Genomic DNA, 17,467 nt, shown 5'->3' with positions numbered 1-17,467 from the left:
AGATGCGCGTCACGTCCCAAATGACGGACATCACACCGGACGGCTCGGCCGCGCGGGCGCACGGCTCAATCCAGCCACTCCCGTACCGACGGTCACACCCGTCCGGCACCTGTCCGGCCCCCGGACCGCCCGCGTCGGCCGCCCCGGCGAGGGCCGCGGCTAGGCTCGGGGCATGGTCAATCTGACGCGCATCTACACCCGCACCGGCGACAAGGGCACCACCGCGCTCGGCGACATGAGCCGCACCGCCAAGACCGACCCCCGCATCGCCGCCTACGCGGACGCCAACGAGGCGAACGCCGCGATCGGCGTGGCCCTGGCCCTCGGGGAGCTGCCCGAGGACGTCGTACAGGTGCTCGTCCGGGTGCAGAACGACCTGTTCGACGTGGGCGCCGACCTCTCCACGCCGGTCGTGGAGAACCCCAAGTACCCGCCGCTGCGCGTCGAGCAGTCGTACGTCGACCGGCTGGAGGCCGACTGCGACCGCTTCCTGGCCGGACTGGAGAAGCTGCGCAGCTTCATCCTGCCGGGCGGCACGCCGGGTGCGGCGCTGCTGCACCAGGCGTGCACGGTGGTCCGCCGGGCGGAGCGCTCCACCTGGGCGGCCATGGAGACGCACGGCGAGACGATGAACCCCCTGACGGCCACCTACCTCAATCGCCTCTCCGACCTCCTGTTCATCCTGGCGCGCACGGCGAACAAGGAGGTCGGGGACGTCCTCTGGGTGCCCGGCGAGAACCGCTGAACGCGACGCCGAAGGCCCCCGGGGGCACCCGCGTGCCCCCGGCGGGGACCGCCGCCGCGCGGCGTCACGCGTCCGGGGCGCGCCGCGGCCACAGGGTGTAGCTCCCCGCGATGGCCACGTTGATGCCGATCACCCACAGCATGCGCGTCTGCCACATCCGCAGCGAGGACGTGTCCCCCGCGCTCCCGACGTACCAGACGGCCGCCTGGAGGAGCGCCATGGCGACCACCGCGGAGAGGATCCAGCGGCCCGCCGTCCGCCACTCGTGCCGGGTCCGCTCCGGCCCGTACTTCGGCGGCTTCACCGGCGGCGGTCCGCCCGCGAACCGGTGGGCGAAGCGCTGGTCGGCCCACTTCAGCGTCGAATGGCCGAGGCCGACCGAGAACCCGATGTAGACGGCCGCCAGGCCGTGCTTCCAGTCGGCCGTCGCGCCGTCGCGGAGGTCCATCGCGGTCACCACCAGCAGCACCAGCTCCAGCACCGGCTCCAACAGCAGCAGCGCCGCACCCGCGCGCGGCATGCGCAGCAGGTAGCGCAGGCTCAGCCCACCGGCCAGCAGCAGCCAGAACGCCACCTCGCAGGCGATGATCAGTGTGACGACCACGTGTTCTCCCTTCCCTCCCCTCCAGGCTCCCGGCCCGCGCACGCCGTCTCGTCCGCGCGGACGGTGATTCACGGCTGCATCCTTCGATGTACTCCGCGCTCCGCCCCGCCTCCCGCCGGCGGACGACGGCACCCCCTCCCACGTGCTGTGATGTCCTCATGCCCCGCTCCCTCCCGCACCGCGACGACCTGCTGATCGCGGCGTCCGGGCTGCTCGGCGGTCTGGTGCTGTACGCGCTGGGGCTGAGCAGCCGCCCGGTGGCCGGGCTGCCCCGCCGGGTGGCGCTCGTGGCACTGGCCGCGATGGCCGCGGTCGAACTGCTGCGCCGCCGCAGGCCCCTCGTGGGACTCGCCGTGGGGACGTGCGCGCTGGCGGTCGACGTGTGCTCGGGCAACCTGGTCGCCACCACGGTGATGTTCACGGACCTGGTCTACGCGGCCGTGCTCTACGGGCCCCCGGCCGCGTACCGCCTCCTCCCCCGCGCCTGCGAGGCGGTCACCGTGATCGGGACGCTGCTGTCGCTCGCCCTGATCCGCCGGCCGGAGGCGGTGCTCGTCGGGTGCGCGCTGGCCGTCGTCACCATCGCCCCGGCCTGGACGGGCGTCGGCGTCCGGCAGCACCGCGACGCGGCGGAGGCCGCCCGGCTCGCGGCCGAACGGACCGTGCTGCTGGCCGAGATGGACCGGCGCGAGGCGGTCGTCGCGGAGCGCGCGCGGATGGCCCGCGAGCTGCACGACGTGGTCGCGGGCCACCTGTCGGCCATCGCGATCCACTCCACGGCCGCCCTGTCGATCGACGAGCCGGACACGTCCCGCGAGGCGCTCGGCGTCATCCGCGGCAACAGCGTCCAAGGTCTGGCCGAAATGCGCCGCCTGATCGCCCTGTTGCGCGGCGCGGAGGAGGCCGGGGAGCCGGCCGCGACCCCCACCCTCGGCAGTCTCGACGCCCTCCTCGACCGCACCCGTGCCGCGCTGCCCGACGGGCGCCTCACCGTGGAACTGCGCGACGGCCGCGGCCCCGGGCCGCTGCCCGCCCCGGTCGAACTGGCCGCGTACCGCATCGTCGAGGAGTCGCTGACCAACGCCGTCAAGCACGCGGCGCCGGGCCCGGTGGCCGTGGAACTGACCGGCGCGGACGGCCGGGAGCGCGCCCTGACCGTACGGGTGACCAGCGCCCTGGACGGCGGTGCCGGCGGCGGCACGGAACCGCGCGCCCCGGGCGCCGGGGCGGGCCTGGTGGGGATGCGGGAGCGCGTCGCCCTGCTGGGCGGCCGGCTGACGGCGGGACCGGACGGCGACGGCCGCTGGGAAGTACGGGCCGAACTGCCCCTGGACGACGAGGAGAAGAACACATGAGCGAGCGGGAACGGCCGATCCGCGTGGTCGTGGCCGAGGACCAGGCGTCCGTGCGGTCCGGGCTGGCCCTGATCCTGCGGTCGGCGCCGGACGTGGAGGTGGCCGGGGAGGCCGCCGACGGCGAGGAGGCCGTCCGGCTCGCCCGCGAACTGCGCCCGGACCTCGTCCTGATGGACGTCCAGATGCCCCGGCTGGACGGCATCTCGGCCACGCGGCGGATCGCCGGCGAGGGCCTGGCCGACATCCTCGTCCTGACCACCTTCGACCTGGACGAGTACGTCTTCGGCGCGCTGCGCGCCGGTGCGGCCGGTTTCCTGCTCAAGGACAGCGAGGCCGCCGACCTGCTCGCGGCGGTACGGACCGTCGCCCGCGGCGAGGGGCTGATCTCGCCCGCCGTGACCCGCCGGCTGATCTCCGAGTTCGCCCGCCGCGCCCCCGACCCGGCGGCGCATCGGGACGCCGCGGTCGTGGACACCCTCACCCGCCGCGAACGGGAGGTGCTGGCCTGCCTGGGCGGCGGACTGTCCAACGCGGAGGTCGCGGGACGCCTGGGGATGGCGGAGGCCACGGTGAAGACCCATGTCAGCCGGTTGCTGGCCAAGTTGGGGCTGCGCAGCCGGGTGCAAGCGGCTGTGCTGGCCCAGGAGTTGGGCATGGTCCAGACCTCTTGACCATTGGTACGGACCTTCTTACGCTCCCCTCACAGTCGTGGTGAGCGCCATCGCCGACAGCACCCTCCTGCGCCGGGCCCGTTCCCCTCGCCCACTCGCACGCTCACCTCACTGCGCACAGGTCACGGAAACCCCCCACATCACCCCCCACATCTCCTGACCTCAGCTGAGGAGCACTCCCTTGCCAACAGAGCCCTCTCGACATCTCACGAACCCCACCCTCAACACCCCACGCAGACGCCCCCTCACCCGCGCCGTCGCCACCCTCGGCGCACTGCTCCTCCCGGCCGCCGCCCTCATCGGCTTCGCGGCACCGGCGAGTTCGGCCGGCGCGCCGGCCCATCCGGCGACCAGCGCGGCCGGCAAACCCCTCAAGGCCGCCTCCGCGACCGCGACGTTCGCCAAGACCGGCGACTGGGGCTCCGGCTACCAGGGCGAATGGACCGTCAAGAACACCGGGACGACCGCCGTCGACGGCTGGACCGTCGAGTGGGACCTCCCCTCCGGCACCGCCGTCGGCGCCTACTGGGACGCCCTGATCACCGGCTCGGGCACGCACTACACCGCCAAGAACCGGGAGTACAACGGCTCCATACCGCCCGGCGGCAGCGTCTCCTTCGGCTTCGTCGCCACCGGTTCCGGCACCCCGGCCGGCTGCAAGCTCAACGGTGGGGCGTGCGACGGCTCGTCGACCGACACCCCGCCCAGCGCCCCCGGCAAGCCGGAGTCGACCGGCGTCACCGCGACCAGCATCGGCCTGAAGTGGGCGGCGGCCACCGACGCCAAGGGCATCAAGGAGTACGACGTCTACCGCGGCACGGCCAAGGTCGCCACCGTCGCCAAGCTCGCGTACACCGACACCGGACTGACGGCGGACACCGAGTACACGTACACGGTGGTGGCCCGCAACCTGGACGGCAAGACGGGCCCCGCGAGCCCCGCCGCCACCTTCCGCACCACGAAGAGCGGTTCGGACCAGCCGCCGTCCGCCCCCGGCACCCCGCAGGCCACAGCGGTCACCGACACCTCCGTCGCCCTGAAGTGGACGGCGGCGACGTCCGACAAGGGCGTCAAGGAGTACGACGTCTACCGCGGCACGGCGAAGGTCGCGACCGTCGCCAAACTGGCGTACACCGACACCGGCCTCCAGCCCGGCACCGACTACACGTACACCGTCGTCGCCCGCGACACCGCCGGCCAGACCGGACCGGCCAGCCCGCCGCTGACCGTCCGCACCACCGGCGGCGGCACCCAGCCCTCCGGCGACATGATCAAGGCCGGGTACTTCGCCCAGTGGGGCATCTACGGCCGCGCCTACACGGTGAAGTCCCTGGACACCACCGGCGCCGCCGCGAAGCTCACGCACATCAACTACGCCTTCAGCAACATCGACCCGAACAACCTCACCTGCCTCAACGGCGTCACCAAGGCCACCGGCTCCAACCCGCAGGACCCCAACCAGGGCGACGGCGCCGGTGACTCCTGGGCCGACTACGAGAAGGGCTTCAGCTCCGGCGAGTCCGTCAACGGCACCCAGGACACCTGGGACCAGCCGCTGGCCGGCAACTTCAACCAGCTGAAGCAGCTCAAGGCCAAGTACCCGAAGCTCAAGGTGATGATGTCGATCGGCGGCTGGACGTACAGCAAGTACTTCTCCGACGTGGTCAAGACCGACGCGTCCCGGCAGAAGTTCGTCAAGTCCTGTATCGACATGTACATCAAGGGCAACCTGCCGGTCAGCAACGGACGCGGAGGCAACGGCGCGGCAGCCGGCATCTTCGACGGCTTCGACATCGACTGGGAGTGGCCCGGCTCCGAGGGCCACGCCGGCAACCACATCTCCAAGGAGGACAAGGCCGGCAACACCCTCCTCTTCGCCGAGTTCCGCAAGCAGCTCGACGCGCAGGGCGCGGCCGACGGCAAGAAGTACCTGCTCTCCGCCTTCACCCCGGCCGACCCCGGCAAGATCGAGGCGGGCTGGGACATCACCACCAAGGACGGCACGCCCAGCGTGTTCGACTACATGGACTACGCCAACGTCCAGGGGTACGACTTCCACGGCTCCGGCAGCGACAACAGCTGGGAACCCAACCTCACCGGCCACCAGGGCAACCTGTACCCGGACGCCAAGGACCCGTACGCCACCAAGTTCAGCGTCGAGAAGACCGTCCAGACCTACCTCGACGCCGGCGTCGACTCCCGCAAGCTCGTCCTCGGCATGGCCTTCTACGGCCGCGGCTGGCAGCAGGTCACCGACGGCGGCGTCCACGGCGTCTGGCAGAAGGCCAACGGCGCGGCCCCCGGCCAGTTCCCCGAGGAGTCCGGCACCCGCGGCTACGACAACCTGCTCGCCTCGGTACCGAACTTGACCGTCTACCACGACGAGACGTCGGTCGCGACGTACGGCTACACCGGCGAGAACGGGCAGTGGTGGACGTTCGACGACGCCTGGTCGATCGGGAAGAAGACGGCTTGGCTGAAGTCGAAGAGGCTTGGCGGGGCCATGGTGTGGGAGATGAGCGGTGACAGCGGCACGCTCATGACCGCGCTGGACAACGGTCTCCGCTGACGCGGAAGGAGCCCCGGACCCGCCCTTTCACCGTTTCTTCCAGCCCGTCCGGCGTTTGAGGACGAGCGGCGAAGCCGCGAAAAGGGGGTCTGGGGCACAGCCCCAGGAAACGGAGAAAGGGCGGGACCGGGGCAACACCCCCCCTACGCCACATTCACCCGCTGCCCAGGAGGCGCCGCCTCCAACCAAGCCAGAAACCCCGTGAGAGCGTCCTCGCTCATCGCAAGCTCCAGCCGCGTGCCGCGATGCGCACACCGAAGGACAACCGCGTCCGACAACAGGGCCAGTTCCTCATCCCCATGAGGAGCCCGCCGCTCCAGAACCTCGATCGCGTCCCGCTCGAGAACCCGCCGCGGGCGATACGCGTAGGAGAAGACCCGAAACCACTCGATCCGGTCACCGCTGTACCGCGAGACGCCATACACCCACCCCTTCCCGGGCGGGTCCGCGGCCGGCTCGGTGACGTCCCAGCGGAGGCTGCAGTCGAAGGTGCCCCCCGACCGCTGGATGAGCCGTCTGCGCAGTCCGAAGACGAAGAGTCCCAGCAGTACCAGCAGAACGACGATGCCGCTCACGAGCAGAGCGAGGACCATCACCACCGACCTCCTCGCATCATCTAGAGCAACCGCACCTGTATTGCCTCAGCCGCGGACCGGCCCGGTTTGTTCCGGGCGGTCCGCGGCTGAGGGACGTACTTCAGTGTGGCCGTGGGCTAGTGAGGGCCCGCGACCGCACGCAGCCGGACATCCGCGCGGCGCTCGGCGGCGCCGTCGGCCTCCGCCTTCGCACGCTCCAGAGCCCGCTCCGCACGGGTGACGTCGATCTCGTCCGCCAGCTCGGCGACCTCCGCCAGCAGCGACAGCTTGTCGTCCGCGAAGGAGATGAAACCGCCGTGCACCGCGGCGACGACGGTGCCGCCGCCCGTGGTCCTGATGGTCACCGGGCCGGACTCCAGCACACCGAGCAGCGGCTGGTGGCCGGGCATGACGCCGATGTCACCCGATGTGGTACGCGCGATGACCAGAGTGGCCTCGCCGGACCAGACGCTTCGGTCCGCCGCGACCAGCTCGACGTGCAGCTCAGCAGCCAACGTGGCTCCTCGGGTCTCCACCCGCCGGGCGCGGCGGGTGTTGGGTCAAAGAATAGGGGACGTGCGGTCCGGGGGCGGGAGTGCCCCGCCCCCGGACCGCGAGCATCGCGATGCTCAGGAGACGCCCAGCTCCTTGGCGTTCTTCTTGAGGTCCTCGAGACCACCGCACATGAAGAAGGCCTGCTCCGGGAAGTGGTCGAACTCACCGTCGCAGATCGCGTTGAACGCGGCGATGGACTCGTCCAGCGGAACGTCCGAACCGTCGACACCGGTGAACTGCTTCGCCGCGTGGGTGTTCTGCGACAGGAAGCGCTCGACGCGACGGGCGCGGTGGACGACCATCTTGTCCTCTTCGCCCAGCTCGTCGATACCGAGGATGTTGATGATGTCCTGGAGGTCCTTGTACTTCTGCAGGATCCCCTTGACGCGGGAGGCGCACTCGTAGTGGTCCTGCGCGATGTAGCGCGGGTCCAGGATCCGGGACGTGGAGTCCAGCGGGTCCACGGCCGGGTAGATGCCCTTCTCGGAGATCGGACGGGAGAGAACCGTCGTCGCGTCGAGGTGGGCGAAGGTGGTGGCCGGGGCCGGGTCGGTCAGGTCGTCCGCGGGGACGTAGATCGCCTGCATGGAGGTGATCGAGTGACCGCGGGTCGAGGTGATGCGCTCCTGGAGGAGGCCCATCTCGTCGGCCAGGTTCGGCTGGTAACCCACCGCGGAGGGCATGCGGCCGAGCAGGGTCGAGACCTCGGAACCGGCCTGCGTGAAGCGGAAGATGTTGTCGATGAAGAACAGCACGTCCTGCTTCTGGACGTCACGGAAGTACTCGGCCATGGTGAGGCCGGCCAGCGCGACGCGCAGACGGGTGCCCGGGGGCTCGTCCATCTGGCCGAAGACCAGCGCGGTCTTGTCCAGAACGCCCGACTCTTCCATTTCCTGGATGAGGTCGTTGCCCTCACGGGTGCGCTCGCCGACACCGGCGAACACGGAAACACCATCGTGCAGCTTGGCCACACGCATGATCATTTCCTGGATCAGAACGGTCTTGCCGACACCGGCGCCACCGAACAGACCGATCTTGCCGCCCTTGACGTACGGGGTCAGCAGGTCGACGACCTTCAGACCGGTCTCGAACATCTCGGTCTTCGACTCGAGCTGGTCGAACGCGGGGGCCTTGCGGTGGATGGACCAGCGCTCGGTGACCTCGCTCTCGGCCGCCGGGTCGTTCAGGATCTTGCCCAGGGTGTTGAACACCCGGCCCTTGGTGACGTCGCCGACGGGGACGGTGATGCCGTCGCCGGTGTCGGTCACGGGCGCCTGGCGGACCAGGCCGTCGGTGGGCTCCATGGAGATGGCGCGCACCATGCCCTCGCCCAGGTGCTGGGCGACCTCGAGCGTCAGGGTCTTCTTCTTGCCGGCCTCGGCCGGGTCGGAGACCTCGACGGTCAGGGCGTTGTAGATCTCCGGCATCGCGTCGACGGGGAACTCCACGTCGACGACCGGGCCGATGACCCGGGCGACGCGGCCCGTCGCGGCGGCCGTCTCAACAGTGGTGGTCATTTATCGGTCACTCCCCGCGGTCGCGTCGGCCAGGGCGCTCGCGCCACCGACGATCTCGCTGATTTCCTGGGTGATGTCGGCCTGTCGGGCCGCGTTGGCAAGCCGCGTGAACGACTTGATGAGCTCTTCGGCGTTGTCGGTCGCCGACTTCATCGCCCGGCGCCGGGCCGCGTGCTCGGAGGCCGCGGCCTGCAGCAGGGCGTTGTAGACCCGGGACTCGACGTACCGCGGCAGCAGCGCGTCGAGCACGGCCTCGTCCGACGGCTCGAACTCGAACAGCGGAAGGATCCTGTCCTTCGCCGCCGCGTCCTCGGCGTCCGCCTTCTCGAGGGTCAGCGGCAGCAGCCGCTTGTCCACCGGCGTCTGCGTCATCATCGACACGAACTCCGTGGAGACGATGTACAGCTCGTCCACGCCGCCCTCGGCCGTGTCCTTCAGGACGGCCTCGATCAGCGGGTCGGCCACCTTCTTGGCGTCCGCGTACGTCGGGTTGTCCGTGAAGCCCGTCCACGAACCGGCGACCGGGCGCTCCCGGAAGGCGTAGTAGCCCACGCCCTTGCGGCCGACCAGGTAGTGGACGACCTCCCGGCCCTCGCGGCGGAGCCGCTCGGTGAGCTGGTCCGCCGCCTTGATGGCGTTGGACGAGTAGCCGCCCGCGAGACCGCGGTCGCTCGTGACGAGCAGGACCGCGGCCCGGGTCGGCTGCTCGACCTCGGTCGTCAGCGGGTGCCGGGTGTTGGAGCCGGTGGCGACGGCGGTCACGGCCCGGGTGAGTTCACTGGCGTACGGAGTCGACGCGGCCACCTTGCGCTGTGCCTTGACGATGCGCGAGGCGGCGATCATCTCCATCGCCTTGGTGATCTTCTTGGTCGCGGAGACGGCTTTGATCCGCCTCTTGTAGACCCGAAGCTGGGCACCCATGCTCAGCCCTCGCCCAGCAGCTTGCCGTCCGCGGTCTGGAACTGCTGCTTGAACGACGCGACGGCGTCGCCGAGCGCCTGCAGCGTGTCGTCGGACATCTTGCCGCCCTCGACGATGCTGGTCATCAGGCCCTTGTGCGCCTGGTGCAGGTAGTCCAGCAGCTCGCGCTCGAAGCGGCGGATGTCCTCGACCGGGACGTCGTCCATCTTGCCGGTGGTGCCGGACCAGATGGAGACGACCTGGTCCTCGGTGGCGTACGGCGCGTACTGGGTCTGCTTCAGCAGCTCGACCATGCGCTTGCCGCGCTCCAGGGCCGCCTTGGAGGCCGCGTCCAGGTCGGAACCGAAGGCGGCGAACGCCTCCAGCTCGCGGTACTGGGCGAGGTCCACACGGAGTCGGCCGGACACCTGGCGCATGGCCTTGTGCTGGGCGGAGCCACCGACACGGGAGACCGAGATACCGACGTTCAGGGCCGGGCGCTGGCCGGCGTTGAACAGGTCGGACTCCAGGAAGCACTGGCCGTCGGTGATGGAGATGACGTTGGTCGGGATGAACGCCGAGACGTCGTTGGCCTTGGTCTCGACGATCGGCAGACCGGTCATGGAACCGGCGCCCATCTCGTCGGAGAGCTTGGCGCAGCGCTCCAGCAGGCGGGAGTGCAGGTAGAAGACGTCACCCGGGTAGGCCTCGCGGCCCGGCGGGCGGCGCAGCAGCAGGGAGACGGCACGGTAGGCGTCGGCCTGCTTCGACAGGTCGTCGAAGACGATCAGGACGTGCTTGCCCTGGTACATCCAGTGCTGGCCGATGGCGGAGCCGGTGTACGGCGCGAGGTACTTGAAGCCGGCCGGGTCGGACGCCGGGGCGGCGACGATCGTCGTGTACTCCAGGGCGCCGGCCTCCTCCAGCGCGCCGCGGACGGACGCGATGGTGGAGCCCTTCTGGCCGATGGCGACGTAGATGCAGCGGACCTGCTTCTTCGGGTCGCCGGTGCGCCAGTTGGCACGCTGGTTGATGATCGTGTCGATCGCCAGGGCGGTCTTGCCGGTCTGGCGGTCACCGATGATCAGCTGACGCTGACCGCGGCCGATCGGGGTCATGGCGTCGACGGCCTTGTAGCCCGTCTCCATCGGCTCGTGGACCGACTTGCGCTGCATGACCGTGGGGGCCTGCAGTTCGAGGGCGCGGCGGCCCTCGGTCTTGATCTCGCCGAGGCCGTCGATCGGGTTGCCCAGCGGGTCGACGACGCGGCCGAGGTAGCCCTCGCCCACACCCACGGAGAGCACCTCGCCGGTGCGCTGCACCGGCTGGCCCTCCTCGATGCCGCTGAACTCACCGAGGACGATCGCACCGATCTCGCGCTCCTCAAGGTTGAGGGCGAGGCCGAGGGTGCCGTCCTCGAACTTCAGCAGCTCGTTCGCCATGGCCGAGGGAAGACCCTCGACCTTCGCGATGCCGTCGCCGGCAAGGCTGACCGTACCGACCTCCTCGCGCGAGGCCGCGTCCGGCTTGTACGCCTGGACAAAGTTCTCCAGCGCGTCCCGGATCTCCTCCGGCCGGATCGTGAGCTCCGCCATCTGGGTTCCCTGCTCTCCTTGTTGGGCCCGAAGTATTTCTCTCCCGCGGGTGTTGCCCCGCGGGACACCGTCGGCCCAACTCGGGCCGTCAGTCATGCTCTTGAGTTGGTGGCTGGTCAGCCGGCGAGGCGCCGGCCCGCCTCGGCGAGGCGGTCCGCGATGGTCCCGCTGATGACCTCGTCGCCGATGCGCACCTGGATGCCGCCGAGGACCTCCGGGTCGACGTCCAGGTTGAGGTGGACGTCCTTCCCGTACAGCCGGGCGAGCGCGTCGCCCAGCCGCCGCTTCTGCCGGTCGTTCAGCGGCACCGCGGAGACGACCTCCGCGACGACGCGGCCGCGGCGGTCGGCGGCCAGCTTGGAGAGGGCGGTGAGCCCCGCCTCCAGGCTACGGCCTCGCGGCGCGGTGACCAGGCGGACGACGAGCCGCTCGGTGACCGGGTTCGCCCGGCCGCCCAGCAGGCTGCGCAGCAGCTCGGCCTTGGCGGAGCGGTCGGCGACCTTGTCGGTCAGCGCGGCGCGCAGACCGGGGTTGGAGTCGACGATCCGGCCGAAGCGGAACAGCTCGTCCTCGACGTCGTCCAGCCGGCCGGCGCGCTCGGCGGCGGCCAGGTCGGCCGACGCCGCGAGCTCCTCCAGGGCGTCCACCAGGTCGCGCGAGGTCGACCAGCGGGAGCGGACCATGCCGCTCACCAGGTCGGCGCAGTCGGCGCCGATCTGCCCACCGAGCAGGCGTCCGGCCAGTTCGGCCTTGGCCTGGCCGGGCTGCGCCGGGTCGGTGAGGACCCGGCGCAGCGAGACCTCGCGGTCGAACAGCGCGGTGACGGAGGCAAGGTCCCCGGCCAGCTTCGCGGCGTCGACCGAGGCGCTGTCCGCCAGCGCGTTGAGGTTTTCGCGTGCCGAGGCAAGGGCCTCGCGGCTCGCTCCGTTCATCGCGTGACCTCAGCCTTCGTCGTGTCGGCCGGCTTGGCCTCGAGCGCGTCGAGGAACCGGTCGATGGTGCGCTCCTGTCGGGCGGCGTCCTTCATGGACTCGCCGACGATCCGGTCGGCCAGGTCGATGGCCAGCTTGCCGACGTCCTGGCGGAGCGAGGCCGCGGCGGCCTGACGGTCGGCCTCGACCTGGGCCCGGCCGGCGGCGACGATCTCGTCGCGCTGGCGCTCGCCCTCGGTCCGCATCTCGACGACCAAGGCGGCGCCGTGCTCCTGCGCGTCCTGGCGCAGCCGGGCGGCCTCGTTGCGGGCTTCCGCGAGCTGTGCACGGTAGTCGTCGAGGACCTGCTGAGCCTCGTCCTGGGCGGCCTTGGCCTTCTCCATGCCGCCCTCGATGGCGGCACGGCGCTCGTCCAGGACCTTGTTGAGGTTCGGGAGGAGCTTCTTGCCGAGGTAGAGGACGACGATGAGGAAGGCCAGCGTGCCGATGACGAGCTCGGGCAGCGGGGGGAGGAACGCGGGTTCCGTCTCCTCCGATGCCAGCTGTACCAGGGCGATCACATCAGTGCCTTTCGTCGCGTAATGAGTGGCCGTCTACGGATCAGCTGTAGACGAAGCCCATGACGAGGCCGATCAGGGCGAGCGCCTCACAGAGGACGAAGCCCAGGATCTGGTTGGCGCGGATCAGGCCGGCCGCCTCGGGCTGGCGGGCCAGGGCCTGGGTGCCGTTGCCGAAGATGATGCCGACGCCGACACCGGGGCCGATGGCCGCGAGACCGTAACCGATCGCAGCGGCGTTGCCGTGGAACGTGTCCTTGGCGGCGGCGAGGTTGACCATTTCGAGAGCAGCGGACATGCCGTTACTTCCTTCTCTTTCACGGACCGGTGGGGGTTGGCCACCGGACGTCTGGGGGTCTGTGGGGAGGGTCTGCTCAGTGGTGCTCGGCGAGAGCGCCCTGAATGTACGAGCAGGCCAGAAGGACGAAGACGTACGCCTGAAGGGCCTGGATGAACATCTCGAAGACGGTCAGCAGGATGACCATCACGAAGGAGACACCGGCGTAGGCGATGCCGATCCCGTTCAGCAGGTACCAGCTGGCGATCGTGAAGATCAGCAGCAGCACGTGGCCCGCGAACATGTTGGCGAAGAGCCGCACGGCGTGGGTGAAGGGCCGGATCAGCAGGTTGGAGAAGAGCTCCAGGATCATGACCAGCGGAAGAACCCAGCCGAGTTCCTTGTTGTAGCCGCTGATGTTCTTGATGCCGCCGATGAAGCCGTGCCGCTTGAACGTCAGGGGCACCCAGATCAGGTAGACCAGCAGCGCGAGACCTGCCGGGTACGCGATGATCGACGTCACCGGGAACTGGGCGACCGGGATGATCGACCAGAGGTTCATCATCCAGATGAAGAAGAACAGCGAGACCATGAGGGGGACGTACTTCTCGCCCTCCTTCTTCCCCAGGGCCTCGTAGACGATCCCCTTGCGGATGAAGTCGTAGCCCGCCTCACCGACCATCTGGAGCTTGCCGGGGACCAGCTTGGCCCGGCCGAAGGCGGCCCAGAGGAACACGATCGTGATGACCGAGCCCAGGACGGCCAGCAGCATCGGCTTGTTGACCTCGATACCGCCGACGGTGAACAGCGGCTCGAACACAAAGGAGTGGAGCCCTGGGGTCGGGAAGCCGCACCCGTCGAAGATGTGGCAATCGGTCTCGAAGGCGAGCATCTGGTCAGCACTCACCGCGAGCTCCTTCAGCGTGGCGCATAGGTACGGCAACCTCGTTGTGTCGGCGCGGCAAGCAGCCACGGAACGGCACTGGACTGGTCTTACGGTTAGGGGTGCGGCAGGTCGGCCGGTGGCCGGGAACCATCGCGGGCATCAGCTGCGCGGACCGCCGGTTCGCTCCCGCCGGAAGCGGGGACCCGGCTGTCTGCGTCCGCTGCACCTCAGATGGCACCGGACGATAGCAGGTGAGCACACGGAGGCTTATCCCGGCCCTACCTGTCATGACGGAGACTCCGCCGGCGCGGGCTTCTTCGCGTCGGCGGCGGCCTCCGGATCGACGTACAGGATCTTCATCTTCAGGTGGGCGCGCAGCTGGGCGGCGACCCACACCAGGGTCGCGGCGAGCACGGAGAAGGCGAAGCTCTTGAAGCTGAAGAGCGTCGTGCCCTTCAGGATGCCGAGGAGGATCACGATCACCAGGCACTGCACGGCGTAGAGCGCCAGGCCCATCATCTGGAAGACCTGCGGCCACTGCCGCGCGGTCCGCTGGAGCATGTACAGCCCGAGGGACATGCTGGCCAGCGCCAACAGGGTGCCCACCACGGCGCCGATGGCCCCCTTGCCGCCCGCGACGGCGAATCCGACGGCAACGGCGACGACCCCCGCGGCTGCGGTCGGGACGGCGCACTGAAGTAGCGTTCGGGCGTCGTTGGCCTGCATGAAGGGTCTCTCCGGCGGATTCGGAAGCAACGATTCGTCGGGGACGAGGGTATCCCGGGGTGTGGGCGCGACCTCGCGACGAAGGAACCGCCGGGGGGCGCTCCACTACGGTCCTTCGGCTCTGCCACGGGTTTCGTGAACGGTATCACAAACTATTTGATGAGGTCTTTACCTATATCGTGTGCTGCCTGTCACACACAAGAGTCAAGCCGCCCGTCCTCGTGCTGACGAGCGGCTTGTTCTCTGCTAACGCCGGGGTCAGCGCCGTCCGCTGATGTCGCGCACGTGCCGGAAGCGCGAGCGGTCGCCCACCGCGGTCGCGCCGTGCAGCCCCGCGGGGACCGGCTCGCGGTCCTCGTCGAGCGCCTCCCCGGGCTTCTCCGCCCCCTCCGGGCCCTCGGGCCGCTCCTCCCCGGACGCCGGCGCGACGGCGGTCTTACGGCGCCGGTAGCGGGGCGGCACCAGGTGCTCGGCCCACCGGGGCGCCCGCGGCCGGAAGCGCGGCATCAGCAGCAGCACCAGGCCCACGGCGCTCAGCGCGACGATCAACAGCAGTACGCCGCCCGCCGAGTTCACCGAGTACGCCACCGTGCCGAACGCGATCAGCGCCGACCAGAAGTACATGATCAGCACGGCCCGGCTGTGCGAGTGGCCGATCTCCAGCAGCCGGTGGTGCAGATGACCGCGGTCGGCCGCGAACGGCGACTGGCCGTTCCACGTCCGGCGCACGATCGCCAGCAGCAGGTCGGCCACCGGCACCGCGATGATCGTCAGCGGCAGCAGCAGCGGGATGTAGATCGGCACCGTGGCCTGGACGGTGGCCTTCTCCGACCCGGTGAACGAGCCCAGCAGATCGGGGTCGACCTGGCCGGTGATGGAGATCGCGCCGGCGGCCAGCACCAGTCCGATGAGCATCGAACCCGAGTCGCCCATGAAAATCCGCGCCGGGTGCATGTTGTGCGGCAGGAAGCCCAGGCACATGCCCATCAGGATGGCCGCGAACAGCGTCGCCGGGGCCGCCGCCTCCACGTTGTGCCCGTACCAGAGCCGGTACGCGTAGAGGAAGAACGCCGCCGCCGCCAGGCACACCATGCCCGAGGCGAGGCCGTCGAGGCCGTCGACGAAGTTCACGGCGTTGATGGTGATCACGACCAGGGCGACGGTCAGCAGGGTGCCCTGCATCGGCGTCAGCGCCACCGTGCCCACACCGGGCACCGGCAGCCAGAGGATCGTGAGTCCCTGGAGCACCATCACGCCCGCGGCGATCATCTGCCCGCCGAGCTTCACCAGGGCGTCCACGCCCCACTTGTCGTCCAGCACCCCGAGCAGCCAGATCAGCCCGGCGCCCGAGAGCAGCGCGCGCGGCTCGTTGGAGGTCTCGAAGACGTGCTTGAGGCTGGACAGGTGCGAGGCGACCAGCAGGCCCGCGCAGAGCCCGCCGAACATGGCGATCCCGCCGAGCCGCGGCGTCGGTTCCCGGTGCACGTCACGCGCCCGGATCTCCGGCATCGCGCCCGCCGCGATGGCGAACTTCCGTACCGGACCCGTGAGCAGATAGGTGACCGCCACGGTGACGCAGAGCGTCAGCAGGTATTCACGCACGGGCTGCCCCAGGGATTTCGCCGGCCATCACAGCCCCACACCATATTCGCGTCCGGACCGGATCCGTGAATGCAGATGAAGACGTTCACCACCCCCTGATGGTTGCGAGCGCTCGGTAAACGATCACGCCAGCGCAGGATACGGCGGAAACGCCAGCGCCAGTTCCGCGACCGCCTCCCGGAGCCGCGCGACGTCGCCGTCGCCCCGCAGCGCCGCGCCCGTCAGGGCCGCCACCCGGGCCATCTCCGGCTCGCGCATCCCCTGCGTCGTCACCGCCGCGGTGCCCAGCCGCAGGCCGCGGGAGGCGCCGTGGCCAAGACCGCAGACGTCCAGGACGATGCCGGCCGCCGCCAGCCGGCCGCGCGCCCGGACGCCGTCCAGCCCGAGCCCGGTCACGTCCACGACGACGAGGTGGGTGTCCGTCCCGCCGGTGGCGACGGCGAGCCCCTGCTCGGCCAGACCGGCCGCGAGCGCCCGGGCGTTGGCCACCACCTGCCGGACGTACGCGGCGAACGCCGGCGTCGCGGCCTCCCCGAAGGCGACGGCCTTCGCGGCCACGGTATGCATCTGGGCGCCGCCCTGCGTGAACGGGAACACCGCCCGGTCGACCCGGTCCCCGAGCCGCCCGCCGCACAGCAGCATCCCGCCGCGCGGCCCGCGCAGCACCTTGTGCGTGGTGGCGCACACCACGTCCGCGTACGGCACGGGGCTCGGCGCCGCTCCCCCGGCGACCAGGCCGATGGGGTGCGCGGCGTCCACGATCAGCAGCGCGTCCACCTCGTCGGCGATCTCCCGGAAGCGGGCGTAGTCCGGGTGGCGCGGGTAGGCGATGGACCCGCAGACGATCGCCCGCGGGCGGCGGTCCAGGGCCAGCTCCCGCACCCGGTCGTAGTCGATGAGCCCGGTGTCCGCGCGGACCCCGTACCCCGTGAACTCGAACCACCGCCCCGAGAAGTTCGCCGGCGACCCGTGCGTGAGGTGCCCGCCCTCCCGCAGCCCCATCGCCAGCACGCGGTCCCCCGGGGCCAGCAGCGCGGCGTACGCGGCCAGCACGGCCGCCGAGCCCGAGTGCGGCTGCACATTGGCGTGCTCCGCCCCGAACAGCGCCCTGGCCCGCTCCACGGCCACCCGCTCGGCCATGTCCACGACCTCGCACCCGCCGTGGTGCCGGGCTCCCGGGTAGCCCTCGGCGTACTTGTTCACCAACGGCGAGCCGAGTGCTTCCAGCACGGCGGGCGAGGCGAAGTTCTCCGCCGCGATCAGCTGGAGCCCCGCGGACTGCCGTCTCGTCTCGGCGAGGATGATGCCGGCGATCTCGGGATCCTGACGCGTGAGCGCGTCGGCCGCTGTGTCGGTGACGGGCATCGGGGGCTCCGTGCGGTGGGGGTGAGCGCTGTGCTC

The 17,467-nt window shown here is 70.5% G+C and carries 17 protein-coding genes; 4 read left to right on the top strand and 13 right to left on the bottom strand.

Annotated features, from left to right (window positions below):
* The first annotated feature begins 172 nt into the window (after window positions 1–172).
* Window positions 173–745 carry a cob(I)yrinic acid a,c-diamide adenosyltransferase gene (locus tag J7W19_RS22305; protein WP_004952098.1) on the top strand — a complete coding sequence of 191 codons (573 nt, stop codon included), beginning with the start codon at window positions 173–175 and terminating at the stop codon, window positions 743–745.
* Between the two features lie 64 nt (window positions 746–809).
* Here the strand turns inward: J7W19_RS22305 and J7W19_RS22300 are convergent, their stop codons facing one another.
* Window positions 810–1,349 (bottom strand): hypothetical protein, encoded by a 540-nt coding sequence (locus J7W19_RS22300; protein ID WP_004952095.1) that lies wholly within the window; start codon window positions 1,347–1,349, stop codon window positions 810–812.
* Between the two features lie 158 nt (window positions 1,350–1,507).
* On the opposite strand from J7W19_RS22300, the gene J7W19_RS22295 reads away from it, so the two are divergent.
* The 3 genes from J7W19_RS22295 to J7W19_RS22285 all read left to right on the top strand — a co-directional run bounded on the left by J7W19_RS22295 (window position 1,508) and on the right by J7W19_RS22285 (window position 5,944).
* On the top strand, window positions 1,508–2,704 hold the full coding sequence (locus tag J7W19_RS22295; RefSeq protein WP_004952094.1) for a sensor histidine kinase: 1,197 nt from the start codon (window positions 1,508–1,510) through the stop codon (window positions 2,702–2,704).
* Window positions 2,701–3,375, top strand: coding sequence for a response regulator (locus J7W19_RS22290; RefSeq protein ID WP_004952092.1), 675 nt, complete (start codon window positions 2,701–2,703; stop codon window positions 3,373–3,375). Before J7W19_RS22295 ends, J7W19_RS22290 begins: the two co-directional genes overlap by 4 nt.
* Before the next feature lie 181 nt (window positions 3,376–3,556).
* Window positions 3,557–5,944, top strand: a complete 2,388-nt coding sequence (locus tag J7W19_RS22285) for a glycoside hydrolase family 18 chitinase (RefSeq protein ID WP_004952091.1) — start codon at window positions 3,557–3,559, stop codon at window positions 5,942–5,944.
* A 143-nt stretch (window positions 5,945–6,087) separates the two neighbouring features.
* Here the strand turns inward: J7W19_RS22285 and J7W19_RS22280 are convergent, their stop codons facing one another.
* The 12 genes from J7W19_RS22280 to J7W19_RS22225 form a co-directional block, all read right to left on the bottom strand.
* Window positions 6,088–6,543, bottom strand: coding sequence for a DUF2550 domain-containing protein (locus J7W19_RS22280; RefSeq protein ID WP_040892240.1), 456 nt, complete (start codon window positions 6,541–6,543; stop codon window positions 6,088–6,090).
* Window positions 6,544–6,656: 113 nt separating this feature from the next.
* Window positions 6,657–7,034, bottom strand: a complete 378-nt coding sequence (locus J7W19_RS22275) for a F0F1 ATP synthase subunit epsilon (RefSeq protein ID WP_004953249.1) — start codon at window positions 7,032–7,034, stop codon at window positions 6,657–6,659.
* Between the two features lie 114 nt (window positions 7,035–7,148).
* The gene (atpD, locus tag J7W19_RS22270; protein WP_004953252.1) at window positions 7,149–8,591 is read right to left on the bottom strand and encodes a F0F1 ATP synthase subunit beta; all 1,443 of its coding nucleotides are present in this window, start codon (window positions 8,589–8,591) and stop codon (window positions 7,149–7,151) included.
* Entirely contained in the window at window positions 8,592–9,512 is a 921-nt protein-coding gene (locus J7W19_RS22265) for a F0F1 ATP synthase subunit gamma (RefSeq protein ID WP_004953254.1), read from the bottom strand.
* Window positions 9,513–9,514: 2 nt separating this feature from the next.
* Window positions 9,515–11,086, bottom strand: coding sequence for a F0F1 ATP synthase subunit alpha (gene atpA / locus J7W19_RS22260; protein ID WP_004953256.1), 1,572 nt, complete (start codon window positions 11,084–11,086; stop codon window positions 9,515–9,517).
* Window positions 11,087–11,202: 116 nt separating this feature from the next.
* Window positions 11,203–12,018: a F0F1 ATP synthase subunit delta gene (locus J7W19_RS22255; protein ID WP_004953259.1), complete on the bottom strand. Its 816-nt coding sequence runs from the start codon at window positions 12,016–12,018 to the stop codon at window positions 11,203–11,205.
* A complete protein-coding gene (locus tag J7W19_RS22250) occupies window positions 12,015–12,578 on the bottom strand; it encodes a F0F1 ATP synthase subunit B (protein WP_004953263.1) in 564 nt (187 codons plus the stop codon). The genes J7W19_RS22255 and J7W19_RS22250 overlap by 4 nt, the downstream gene beginning before the upstream one ends.
* 40 nt (window positions 12,579–12,618) lie before the next feature.
* Window positions 12,619–12,873 carry an ATP synthase subunit c family protein gene (locus J7W19_RS22245; protein ID WP_004953266.1) on the bottom strand — a complete coding sequence of 85 codons (255 nt, stop codon included), beginning with the start codon at window positions 12,871–12,873 and terminating at the stop codon, window positions 12,619–12,621.
* Window positions 12,874–12,949: 76 nt separating this feature from the next.
* Window positions 12,950–13,744: a F0F1 ATP synthase subunit A gene (atpB, locus tag J7W19_RS22240; protein WP_004953269.1), complete on the bottom strand. Its 795-nt coding sequence runs from the start codon at window positions 13,742–13,744 to the stop codon at window positions 12,950–12,952.
* A gap of 279 nt (window positions 13,745–14,023) precedes the next feature.
* Entirely contained in the window at window positions 14,024–14,464 is a 441-nt protein-coding gene (locus J7W19_RS22235) for a hypothetical protein (RefSeq protein WP_004953273.1), read from the bottom strand.
* A gap of 258 nt (window positions 14,465–14,722) precedes the next feature.
* Entirely contained in the window at window positions 14,723–16,066 is a 1,344-nt protein-coding gene (locus J7W19_RS22230; RefSeq protein ID WP_004953278.1) for an MraY family glycosyltransferase, read from the bottom strand.
* A gap of 123 nt (window positions 16,067–16,189) precedes the next feature.
* Window positions 16,190–17,431: a serine hydroxymethyltransferase gene (locus J7W19_RS22225; protein WP_004953281.1), complete on the bottom strand. Its 1,242-nt coding sequence runs from the start codon at window positions 17,429–17,431 to the stop codon at window positions 16,190–16,192.
* Between the last annotated feature and the right edge of the window lie 36 nt (window positions 17,432–17,467).

Source organism: Streptomyces mobaraensis NBRC 13819 = DSM 40847 (assembly GCF_017916255.1).
Taxonomy (GTDB): Bacteria; Actinomycetota; Actinomycetes; order Streptomycetales; family Streptomycetaceae; genus Streptomyces; species Streptomyces mobaraensis.
The sequence above is the reverse complement of the archived record's forward strand: the minus strand, read 5'-3'. Positions and strand labels throughout refer to the sequence as shown.